An 11,061-nucleotide genomic window follows, 5' to 3' on the forward strand; every position below is an offset into this window, starting at 1 on the left:
CGACGCAAGCCGCGGCGCCCATGGACGCGCGGCAGGGCCCCCCTGAACGTTCGTAGGGCCCCGTCCCCGACGGCGGCGCGGTCCTCCGCTCGAACGGCGCTTCGGCCTGGGCTATACCGAAGGGCGATGCAGCCGCTCGTCCGGGCCGCCGCCTTCGCCGCCCTGCTCGCGGCCCTCGGCGCGCTCGGGAAAACCCCCCGGGCGAAGGCGCCCGAGCCCGCGAAAGCGCCCTCCCCGGTCGCCCCGGGCGTGGCCGCGTCGTGTGGCCCGCGCACGTTGCCCGAGGGTGACGTGTGCATCCCCCTGCCCCCGCCGGGTCGGGCGCCGCAGCCGGACGGGCGCGAAGAGCTCCCGGAGGACACCACGACCGCGGCGGAGCGGAGCACGCTCGTCCCGCGCCGGCCGGAGCGGCCCGTCGCGGTCGCGGCCTATCGCTTCCCGCTGACGGCCGAGGCAGCGCCGTCGGTGCTCGCGGGGCTCGATCGACCGTTCGACCTCTCGCTCGAAGCGGGAGACGTTTCGCCCGGCCCCGGCGCCGTGCTGCTCGATGCGTCGAGCGGAGATGCGGTCGTGTCGCTGTCGCTCGAAGGGCAGGAGGGGCCGGCGGAGGTCGCGTTTGTCGGGGATATGCTCGGCGCGACGGTCGTCACGGCGCACCTCGTGCGCGACGGGGGCCGGCTGCGGCAGCTCTTGCTCGTACACGGAAACCTCGATCGGCCAAGCGAACGCGCGGTCGTTGGCGCGCCGCTCGAAGCGGGCGACGAGATCGGCTTCGTCGGCGACAGCGCCTTCCGCGGCCGCCCCGGCCTCTACCTCGAAGCGCGCCAGCTCCGCGAAGGCACGAGCCTCGGCGGCCTCGACGCCGCGCGGCTCCGGCAAGACATCGTCAGCGTCCCGATCGACGTGCGCAACGCCTTGCCCCTGCGCTGATCTCAGGGCGCCAGCTTGTAGCCGTGCCCGTACACCGTCAGGATGTGCTGCGGTTTGTCCGGGGACTTCTCGACCTTCTTGCGCAGCTTGACGATGAAGTTGTCGACGGTGCGGTTCGTGGGGGACCCCTCGACGCCCCACACCTTCTGCAGGATCTCCTCGCGCGAGACGGGCTGGCCGACGCGCTCGTAGAGCAGGCGCAGGAGCTCGACCTCGTAGAACGAGAGCGGGCTCGACTTCGAGCCGCGCGCGACCGTGTGGGTCGTCATGTTGATCTTGGCCTGCCCGATCGTGAAGACCTCGGGCGTCGGATCGCCGGGCCCGCGCGTGGTGCGCCGGAAGATGGCGCGCATGCGAGCGATGAGCTCGCCCACGCTGAAGGGCTTCGTGACGTAGTCGTCGGCGCCCGCGTCGAGGCCGCGGATCTTGTCGAGCTCCTGGCCGCGCGCCGTCAGGATGATGATCGGGATGAACGCATCCCAGCGACGCAGCTCCTCGCAGACCTTGAACCCGTTCGTGTCGGGGAGCATCAGGTCGAGCAGGATCGCCTGTGGCTTCTCCTGCCGCGCGAGCTGCACGCCCGCGTTGCCCGTGCCCGCCGAGACGACGGAGAACCCCTCGAACTCGAGCGCGTCGGTCAGGCCGAGGACGATGTGGGGCTCGTCCTCGATGATCAGGATCTTCTTTTTCGACGTCACCTCAGGGCGCCGTCTTACCACAAAACGCGACGAGGCCCGATGCCGGGCCTCGTCACGTTCCTATCTCAGGCAGTCAGCTACAGTCGAGCTCAGCCGCCGGTGTCACCCGAGCAGGTGATGAACAGCGTCGCACCCGGCTGCGCCTCGCCCGCGCCGACGAAGCGGATGATGCGCTGCTCGTTCGCCGGGCAGTCCTTGACGATCTCGACGTTGCCGGTCGGCGGCGTGGTCGTGCCGTCGACGTAGCACCAGCCGTTGACCGCCTGGCCGCCGATCTGCGGCTCTTCGCTCGAGTCGTCCTGGCAGGCCGTACGCTCCGCGTCCTTCGCCTGCGTGATCTCGCAGAAGCAGTCCCAGCCAGCCTTTGCCGCCGCCGGATCCTCCTTCGCGAGCTGAACCGCCTTCGCCTTCGGGCCCTCGGCCGGGATATCGGCGCGTGCCTTGAGCGGATCGCAGACGCAGCCGGCGCCCTGCGTGTTGCGCGCCTCGAGGATGAGGCACGGGATGTCGCCGTTGGGGCCGGGCGTGAGCGTGCGGGGCAGGCACTGGCCCTTGAGCGCGTTCTTCAGGCGGTCGATGATCGAGCCGATGGCCGGGCGATACCCGAAGTCCGGCTTGTCGAAGTCAGCGGCCTCGATCTTCGAGGGGCACACGGAGGCGACGATGCCCTGATTGCCGAGATCACGCATGACCTCGAGCGGGCGGACGCCGGGGTACGCCTTTGCGCGGACCTGGAGCGTCGGTTGGTTGTTGTGGTTCGGGTCCTGCTGGCAGAGCGGGTTGTCGTTGCCCACCTCGAAGCAGTCGCAGGCCGTGAGGTTCGTGTTCGTGCAGTCGCGCTGATCCGCAACGGGCAACGGGAAGACGCACGCGTACTGGAGGTCGTCGTTCGCGATCGTCCATTCGTGGCCGTTCAGCGGGTTCGCGTTCGGCGTCGAGGCGTCGACGAGCACGTCGCCCGTGATCGGGTTCGTACCCGTGCGCTTCTGGACCGACTCGATCATGAGCGGATCGAGGGGCTTGCCCTCCGGCGTCTTCGCGCTGCCGAGGATGACGTCCCAGGTCGAGAAGCCGCTCGCGTCGATCGGCGCGACCATCTCGTCCGCGCTCTTGAAGCCCTTCGACAGGTCGGTCTTGTCGCGGGCGATGTCCTGCCAGGGCACGCCGACGATGCCGGCGAAGAACACGAGGCCGGCGTCGCGGATGTTCGTGATGTTGTCCTGGGGGTTCAGGTCCGAGAAGATCGGGTTCGGGACGAGCTCACCCGCGCGGTTCTGGATCTCCGCGGCCGAGAACGCCTGGACGTAGCGGTCCGTCGGGTAGAGGAAGTCGATGCCGAAGCGGCGCTTCTGATCCCAGCAGCGCAGGTTGATGTCGTCTTCGTCGACGTTGAGCAGCGCCTGGCCGCCCTGCGGGTTCGTGCAGCTCGCATCGGCGGGGCAGCTCCCCGGATCCTGGCCGCACGACTTGCAGCACGGGTCATCCGGATTCGTGGCGCACTCCTGGCGCGCGCGCGGCATGCGGACGTTCGTCGCGCCGATGCGGAGCTGGCCGACGTAGTAGAACTGGCCGTACTCCTTGATGGAGCAATCGTTCTCGTCGGTGAGCATGATGATCGCGAGCAACGAGTCGGGCCGCATGAACTCGGCGCGCTGCTGCAGGAGGATGGTGTCCGTGCCGTCGGGCGTCGCGCGGTTGTTGACGACGGAGATCGTCTCGTAGGGCTCGGGGTCCGCGAGGAAGCGGTAGATGCTCTCGAGCTGGGACTCGTATCCGCAGCCGATCTGGCCCGTGCCGATGACCATGTCGCGCAGGTTCGCCTGCAGGTTCGGGATGTCCTTCTCGCCGGGCGGCGAGAGCTTCTGCTCCGGATCCCAGCCGAGGAAGCCCTTGTCCGTGCTGCCCGAGCCGTACGGATAGGTGTCGACCGACGCGCCGCCGCACTGATCGAGGCGCGAGAGCAGGTGACCCTTGTCGTTGTTCGTCGTGTTCGGCTGCGGCGAGCACTCCTTGCTGTTCGCGTCGGAGTTCGGGCAGGAGTCCGCGCCGTGGCCGCCGATGCTGGAGCTGGTGACGCCGATGTGGATGTCGAGCACCGGCTGGAACTCGCGCTTCGTGCCGGCCGGGCAGTCATCGGTCGGGTAGCCCGGCTGCACCATCGCAGGAACGCCGTCTTCGTTGATGCAGCGCGGATTCACGAGGCCCGTCACGAGGTCGGGCACCGCGGCCGCGAGGATGTTCTGCTTGTCGGCCATCGAGCGCGAGTTGTCGATGGCGAGCAGGATGTCGATCTTGTCGACCGAGCTCTGGGTGAGCCGCTCGACGATCGTCGCCGTGATACGGGGCTCGACGGTCTCGACGGGCCGATCGAGGCAGCCTGCGGCGCCAGCCGCCGTGGTGGCTACGACCATCGAGAGGGCCGCCTTGGCCGCGCGCTTCCCCAGGAAGCTTTTCTGACGCTGTAAGCCTTTCATGCTGAGCTCCTTAGCCGACCTTACGCTGGGCTCGTCCCAGAAACGGAGTTGCCGCGACGAACGAGTCCCATGCTGCCAGGCCCGTCCGTGATCGATGGCCTCGATGCTAGGGACCTCCCGGGAAGGCTGTCAATTCGAGATCCGGCCTGGGAACCGCCCAATTGCAGAAAAGCCCGCGATCAAAGGATGGGCCACGCAACAGGCGTGCCGGACCGAGCCTTCGTCCTCCGTGGAGATCCTGCTCTGCCATTTGCCAACTTAGTTGGCGCCATGGACAACGGACGAGCCGGTCCGGGACCGGGGGCGGGAGGCCGGGACGGGGCCCGAACCGAGCGCCCCAGCGCCTCGCCGCACCCCCCGCGATCCTGCTTGCGGGCGCGCGGCTCCTCTGGCTGATTGGCGCCCGATGATGCGAGTCGCCGTCGCGATGCTGCCCGAGGTGCGAGAGCTCCTCGCCGAAGATCCCGCGCAGATCGGCGCCTTGCTCGAGGAGATCCACGACGAGGACCTCGCCGACCTGCTCGGCATGCTCGAAGAGCACGAAGCGGCCCTCATCCTCAAGACGCTGAAGCCCGAGGAGGCCGCGCCGATCTTCGAGCGCCTCGACGAGGATCAGCAGGAGGCGCTCGTCGAGGAGCTCGGCGTCGAGCACGCCGCACCGATCGTCTCGGAGATGGCCGCCGACGAGCGGACCGACCTCATCGAAGCCCTGCCCGAGGAGGTCGGCGACAACCTGCTCGAGACGCTGGAGAAGGTCGATCCCGAGGCCGCCGCCGAGGTCGAAGAGCTCGCGAAGTGGCCCGAGGACAGCGCCGGCGGCCTGATGACCACCGACTACGTCTCGGTGCCGCCCACGATCACGGTCGCCGAGGCGATCGAGCGCATCCGTCAATCCTCCCAGGATGCCGAGACGATTTATTACGTCTACGTACTTTCGGACGAGGAGCGCCTGCTCGGCATCGTGTCCTTGCGTGATCTCCTGCTCGCCACGTCCACGGACCGGATCACGGACGTGATGACGGAGAACATTTTCGCGCTGAGCCCCGAGACCGATCAGGAAGAGGTCGCGCGGAAGATGGCGAAGTACGACTTCGCGGCGATGCCCGTGGTCGGCCCGGATCGAAAGCTGCTCGGCGTGATCACAGTCGACGACGTGATGGACGTGCTCACGCAGGAGCAGAACGAAGACTTGCAGCGCCTCGCCGCCGTCGAGCCGATGGCGGAGGGCTACTTCCAGACGGGGTTCTGGACGTTCATCCAGAAGCGCGCGCCCTGGCTCGCAGCGCTGCTCGTGAGCGAGTTCATCACGGGCACGGTGCTTCGGCACTACGACGAGATCATCGAGGCCGTCTCGAAGCTCGCCTACTACGTGCCGATGCTCATCTCGACAGGCGGCAACACCGGCTCGCAGTCGTCGTCGCTCATCATCCGCGGCCTCGCCGTGGGCGACGTGAAGCCGAACGACTGGAAGCGCGTCATCGTGCGCGAGATCGGCCAAGGCGTGGTGCTCGGCCTGATGCTCGCGACCATCGGCATGACGCGCATCTACCTCTGGGGCGACGGCTTTCCGCTGATGTTCACCGTCGGCTTCACGTTGCTCTTCATCGTGATCATGGGCTGCACCGTGGGCTCGATGCTGCCGCTGCTCCTGCGCAAGCTCGGCCTCGATCCAGCGACGAGCTCGACGCCGTTCATCGCCACGCTGATCGACGTGCTCGGGATCCTGATCTATCTGAACGTCGCGAAGCTCCTGCTCGCCGAGGTGATCGCGCAAGCCGCGAAGACCGTGCACTGACGAACGCCGCGCGGACGAACGAGCCGAACGGGAGCCGAAAAACGAACAATCTGATGAGGGACGCCTCTCGCTTGACGCTCGGTGCGGAACAAGGGAGACCGGAGTCCGCGCGCGGTCTGTGTCGCAAGGGTTGTAAGGAAGGACAAGTCGATGGCGGAAGGTTTCAATCGCGTCATGTTGCTCGGAAATCTGGGCGCAGATCCCGAGCTTCGGTTCACCCAGGGTGGCCAAGCCGTGCTCAACCTCCGCCTCGCCACGACCGAGAGCTACCTCGACAAAGACAAGGTCCGCCGCGAGCGCACCGACTGGCACAACGTCGTCGTGTGGGGCAAGCGCGGCGAGGCGCTGGCGAAGATCCTCGGCAAGGGAACGTCGCTCTTCGTCGAGGGCTCGCTGCGCACGTCGAGCTACGACGATCGCGACGGCAACAAGCGCTACAAGACCGAGGTCATCGCGAACAACGTGATCCTCGCCAGCCGCGGTCGCGGCGCGCCCGCCGGCGATGACATGGGCCCGCCCGCCGACTTCTCCGGCTCCGGCCCGCCCGCGCGCGGCGGCGGCGGCGGCGATTACGGCGACTTCAGTGGTGGCGGCGGCGGTGGCGGCGGTGGCGGTGGCAGCCGCGGCGGCGGTGGCGGCTACGGCGGCCCGCGCAGTGGCGGCGGCGGTGGCGGCGGCAGCCGCGGCGGTGGCGGTGGCGGTGGCGGTGGCGGCGGCGGGGGTCGTCCCGCGCCGGATCCTGGGCCTCCGCCGGATGATTTCGGCTACGACGGCGGCGACGACATCCCGTTCTGATCTCAGGGCGAAGGTCGCGGTCGCCGCGCGAGCAGCACCGCGACCAAGAGCACGCCAATCCCCAGGCCGAGCAAGGCCGCCTCCCGCGGCCGCTCGGCTGCCATCAAGATCACACGCACCAAAAAACTCGGCGGCGGCGGCGGCACCAGCGACGCGAGCTCGGCGTTCGCCACGAGCTCGGCGCAACGCTCGCCCGCACGTGGCTCCTCGCAGACGAACGTGCACAGCACTGCTTCGCGCGCGGCGCCCTCGAAGCCGAGCACGTGCCGACCTCGAAGCGTGACGGGCCTGTCGCCGCGCGTCCCCTGCCCCGTGAGCGCTTGCTCGAAGCGGCCCTCGTGCCGCGTGATGCCCTCGGCATCCCAGCGGTCGAGCGTGATCCCATCCGACGCCGCGCTCCGCGCGATCGACGTCGCCATGCCGAGCACGATCTCCTCCACGCCCGGCGCGAACCGGTCCGACGGCGCCTCCACGCACGCGACGCGCAGCCGCAGGCCCGCCTCATCCACGAAGCCACGCCGCAGCCCTACGCGCGCGCCTTTCAGGCTCGACACCTCGATCCGCGGCAGCGCCTCGGCGCGCTCTTCCACCGCGCCCGCGGGCACGCCGAAGCGCACGATGGCCCCGCCGGAGAGCGCCTCCTCGCGCCGCTCGGTCATCGCGCGCCGCTCTAGCTCTTCTTGCCCGTGGCCTTGGGCTCGTCGAGCTCACGCATCATCGCGACGAGCTCGCTCCGGATGTCGAGCAGCGCCTCGCGCATGCGGCGCGCTTGCTCCACGCTCGGATCGTCCTCGCCGGGCGGCTCGATGCCGCCCTCGCGCAGCTTGCGCCGCGCGCCCGCGATCGTGAAGCGGTGCGCGTAGAGCAGCTCCTTCACCTTGAGCAGCGTCTCCACGTCGCGGCGCGAGTAGACACGTTGCCCTTTGGCGGACTTCTGCGGCCGGATCGAGCGGAACTCGCTCTCCCAGTAACGCAGCACGTGCGTCTCGACGCCGACGATCCCGGCGACCTCTCCGATGCGGTAGTAGAGCTTCGCAGGAAGCTCTCGGCGCCCGGACAAGCCGCTCACTCCTCCGCGACGGCGGAAGCCGTGGCGCCGCTCGCCCCGGAGACACGCGGGTTCAACGCGTGCTTCAGGATCTGGCTCGCCTTGAAGGAGAGGACACGGCGCTCGGTGATCACGATCGGGTCGCCCGTCTGCGGATTCCGGCCCTGACGCTGGCGTTTGTCGCGCAGAACGAAATTGCCGAAGCCCGAGATCTTGATCTTCTCACCGCGGCCGAGGGTCTCTTTCATCGTCTCGAAGATGAGGTCGACGAGGTCTGCCGACTCCTTCTTCGAGAACCCCCCGAGCCGACCGTAGACGGCTTGTACGATTTCGGCCTTGGTCATAGACGAAGTCCCGCCCTTGCGACGCCGAGAATAAGAGCCCGGGCCGGGAATTTCCAGGGGGGAGTGATGCGGAAAGGCGAGGAGGGGCGCGGCGGAGGCGCGTGGCGGGAGGGAGGAGCGATCAGGCAGCGAGCTTGCCGACGGGCTGCTCGGCAGCCGTGGGCTCGCTCGGGCGCTCGCTCGACGCGGCGAGGAGCATGGGCGCGGCCTCGCGGCGGCGCGTCGACTGCTCGTGCGCCACGAGCATCGCCACGTAGCCGTAGCCGATCGTGAAGAGCGCTGCGAAGGGCGTGGCGAAGTAGTGGCCCGTCTGGATCGAGGCGACCGTCGAGCCGAAGGAGAGCAGGCACAGGCCCGTCTCGAGGAGCGGCAGGTCGGCGCGGGCGCGGTAGCGGCCCTTGTTGACGCCGTGCTTCGGGGTCCGGACGAACTCACCGGCCATGTGGCGCATGCCCTCGAAGACCGCCTTCGAGAGGTGCGGCGCGAGGCCCGTGCCGAGGGCGATGAGCATCGGCAGCCGCGTGAGCACGTTCGCGCGGCTCCGGCCCTGGGCCGCCTCGGCGAACATGTAGAACGCCGCGAGCGAGCCCGTCGTCGCCACGCAGAGCGGCAGATCCACGATGAGCATCGTGAGCGTGTCCGTGGCCGGCAGGAGCACGAGCGCGGGCAGGAGCAGCACGCTCAGGGTCACCATGAGCGGGTAGGCGAAGTGCGGCGTAAGGTGGAAGAGCGCCTCGATGCGCTGCGCCAGGGTGATGTTCGAGGAGAGCACGCGCTTGAGGAGCTTGCGGGCCGTCTGCACGGTGCCCTTCGCCCAGCGGTACTGCTGCGCGCGGAGGGCCGAGACATCCTCGGGCAGCTCCGACGGCGAGACCACGTCCTCGCGGTAGACGAACTTCCAGCCCGCGAGCTGCGCGCGGTACGAGAGGTCGAGGTCCTCGGTGAGCGTGTCGTGCTGCCAGCCGCCGGCCTCGTGGATCGCGTTCTTGCGCCACATGCCGCCGGTGCCGGAGAAGTTGAAGAGCAGGCCGGCGCCGTAGCGCGCGCGGTTCTCGACGAGGTGGTGGCCGTCGAGCATGAGCGCCTGCACCTTCGTGAGCACCGAGTGCTCGCGGTTCAGGTGGCCCCAGCGCGTCTGGACCATGCCGATCTTCGGGTCCGCGAAGTGACCCACGATGCTGCGAACGAACGAGGGCTGCGGGATGAAGTCCGCGTCGAAGATGGCGACGAGCTCACCCTTCGCGACCTTGAGCCCCTCGTCGAGGGCGCCCGCCTTGTAGCCGACGCGGTTCGTCCGGTGCAGGTAGACGGCGTCGATGCCGCGCTCGCGCAGGCGGTCGACGTGCGCGCGGACGAGCGCTTGCGTCTCGTCGGTCGAGTCGTCGAGGACCTGGATCTCCAGCTTGTCCGCCGGGTAGTCCATGCGCGCGGTCGCTTCGAGCAGGCGCGCGGCCACGGTGGACTCGTTGAACAGTGGGAGCTGGATCGTCACACGAGGCAGGTCTTCTTCGGCCACGTGGGGCATTTGCTTCGCGCGCTCGATCTGGCGGCGATGCCGCAGGCACAGCAGCACGAGGTGCAGCCGGTGCAGACCGTAGGCGCTGAGAGCGAGGAGGACGGCGAAGTACAGGACGACGAGCATCGTGTGGAGCATCGTGCGCGCCTCCCTCGGGCGCAAAAAAACAGCGGAACAACGAGGGAGTACCAGAGGCCGGCCGTCATAGTTGTCATGGACTTGTAAAACGTTGTCTCGGTTTGTCTCTGCTCGTCACACGCCTGCCGCAGCTCCCCCGCCCCCCGTGACAAGTCCTGACGAACCTCGACACTTCAACCCGGTGCCGGAGGACCCGCATGCCCTCGGCGCCTCGCGCTGAAAAGGCACGCGGGTTACCTTCGGCAGGTGAACGATCGATCCGTGCAGACGACCCGCGCCGCGCTCGAAGACCTCAAGACGCGACACATCGCCTTCCTGAAAGCGCGTCTCACCTCGCCCTCCGCGCGCGCCGAGTGGCAAAAGACCGTGGCCAACGTGCTCGACGAGCTTCGCTTCGCGCCGCTCGGTCAGCTCGTCGAGCCGGGCTCGCTTGCCTCGGCGCTCGATGCGGCGATCACGAAGCAGACCGTGGACGGCTCGTTGCGCCCCGCGATCGAGCGGCTCGCGCGCGAGGTGCACGGGCTGCTCCTGAAGGAGCGCGCGACGATCGGATCGTTCGTGCCGGAGCACGCGCAAAAAGGCCTCGCCGAGCTCGTCGCGCGGCCCGACGTGCTGCCGCCGAAGCTCGTGCGCGAGATCGCCGAGAGCGAGGCCGCGCGCGAGGTGATGCGCGAGGTGATGCACGACGGGCTGAAGCAGTTCTCGGAGCGCGTGAACCCCTTCGTCGCGGAGTGGGGTTTGCCCTCGCTGATGAAGAAGCTCGGGCCGTTCGGCCTCGGCGGCGTGGGCAAATCGATCGACGGGCTGCGCGTGGACTTCGAGAAGCGGCTCGATCCGGAGATCCGGAAGTTCTTGCTCGGCTTCTCGCAAAAGGCCGTGAAGAACGCCGCGGAGTCGATCCTCGCGCGCGGCAGCGAGCCGCCGTTCGTCGCGCTGCGGCAGAGGCTCGCCAGGTTTCTCCTGGAGCAACGGTTCGCCGAGGTGCTGCTCGATGTCGACGCGGCGAAGCAAGGCGCGCGCATCGGCGTCGACGTGGCGGCGCACCTCGCGGCGAACGAAGAGCTCGCGGCGCGGCGACGCGCGTTCGTGATGGCGTGGGTGAAGGAGAACGAGGCGAAGCCCGTGTCCGAGGTGTTCGCGTCGCTCGGGCTGCCGGACAGACCTCCGCGCGAGCTCGTCCTCGCCCTCGCGGACGCGACGTTCCCCGCGCTCACGGCGACGATCGCGACGCCGGCCGCGCAAGCGTGGCTCGCGTCGATCGTGACCGAGTTCTACGACGGGCTCGTGGCTTCGGATGAGGTGGGATGAACCCCTCTCCCGCGG

Annotated in this window: 10 protein-coding genes; 4 read left to right on the forward strand and 6 right to left on the reverse strand. The window is 68.8% G+C overall.

Going from position 1 to position 11,061, the window contains the following annotated elements; genetic code table 11:
• Positions 1–126 precede the first annotated feature (126 nt).
• Positions 127–930 (forward strand): hypothetical protein, encoded by an 804-nt coding sequence (locus POL67_RS49435; RefSeq protein ID WP_271929326.1) that lies wholly within the window; start codon positions 127–129, stop codon positions 928–930.
• 2 nt (positions 931–932) lie between these two features.
• On the opposite strand, the gene POL67_RS49440 is transcribed toward POL67_RS49435, so the two are convergent.
• Positions 933–1,628: a response regulator transcription factor gene (locus POL67_RS49440; protein ID WP_136927041.1), complete on the reverse strand. Its 696-nt coding sequence runs from the start codon at positions 1,626–1,628 to the stop codon at positions 933–935.
• An 89-nt stretch (positions 1,629–1,717) separates the two neighbouring features.
• Complete coding sequence (locus POL67_RS49445; protein ID WP_271929328.1) at positions 1,718–4,102, reverse strand: hypothetical protein; 2,385 nt, start codon at positions 4,100–4,102, stop codon at positions 1,718–1,720.
• A gap of 406 nt (positions 4,103–4,508) precedes the next feature.
• On the opposite strand from POL67_RS49445, the gene mgtE reads away from it, so the two are divergent.
• Both mgtE and POL67_RS49455 read left to right on the forward strand, forming a co-directional pair.
• Positions 4,509–5,897 (forward strand): magnesium transporter, encoded by a 1,389-nt coding sequence (mgtE, locus tag POL67_RS49450; protein WP_271929331.1) that lies wholly within the window; start codon positions 4,509–4,511, stop codon positions 5,895–5,897.
• Between the two features lie 174 nt (positions 5,898–6,071).
• On the forward strand, positions 6,072–6,692 hold the full coding sequence (locus POL67_RS49455; protein ID WP_506333370.1) for a single-stranded DNA-binding protein: 621 nt from the start codon (positions 6,072–6,074) through the stop codon (positions 6,690–6,692).
• A gap of 2 nt (positions 6,693–6,694) precedes the next feature.
• Here POL67_RS49455 and POL67_RS49460 read toward each other — a convergent pair whose 3' ends face one another.
• The 4 genes from POL67_RS49460 to POL67_RS49475 all read right to left on the reverse strand — a co-directional run bounded on the left by POL67_RS49460 (position 6,695) and on the right by POL67_RS49475 (position 9,738).
• Positions 6,695–7,351, reverse strand: coding sequence for a hypothetical protein (locus POL67_RS49460; RefSeq protein ID WP_271929335.1), 657 nt, complete (start codon positions 7,349–7,351; stop codon positions 6,695–6,697).
• Between the two features lie 11 nt (positions 7,352–7,362).
• A complete protein-coding gene (locus POL67_RS49465) occupies positions 7,363–7,752 on the reverse strand; it encodes a MerR family transcriptional regulator (protein WP_271929338.1) in 390 nt (129 codons plus the stop codon).
• Between the two features lie 5 nt (positions 7,753–7,757).
• Positions 7,758–8,084 carry an integration host factor subunit alpha gene (locus POL67_RS49470; RefSeq protein ID WP_271929341.1) on the reverse strand — a complete coding sequence of 109 codons (327 nt, stop codon included), beginning with the start codon at positions 8,082–8,084 and terminating at the stop codon, positions 7,758–7,760.
• Positions 8,085–8,205: 121 nt separating this feature from the next.
• Positions 8,206–9,738 (reverse strand): cellulose synthase family protein, encoded by a 1,533-nt coding sequence (locus POL67_RS49475; protein WP_271929343.1) that lies wholly within the window; start codon positions 9,736–9,738, stop codon positions 8,206–8,208.
• A gap of 261 nt (positions 9,739–9,999) precedes the next feature.
• On the opposite strand from POL67_RS49475, the gene POL67_RS49480 reads away from it, so the two are divergent.
• Positions 10,000–11,046, forward strand: coding sequence for a hypothetical protein (locus tag POL67_RS49480; RefSeq protein WP_271929346.1), 1,047 nt, complete (start codon positions 10,000–10,002; stop codon positions 11,044–11,046).
• Positions 11,047–11,061: the final 15 nt, after the last annotated feature.

The sequence above is a fragment of the Polyangium mundeleinium genome, assembly GCF_028369105.1.
GTDB classification, from domain to species: Bacteria; Myxococcota_A; Polyangia; order Polyangiales; family Polyangiaceae; genus Polyangium; species Polyangium mundeleinium.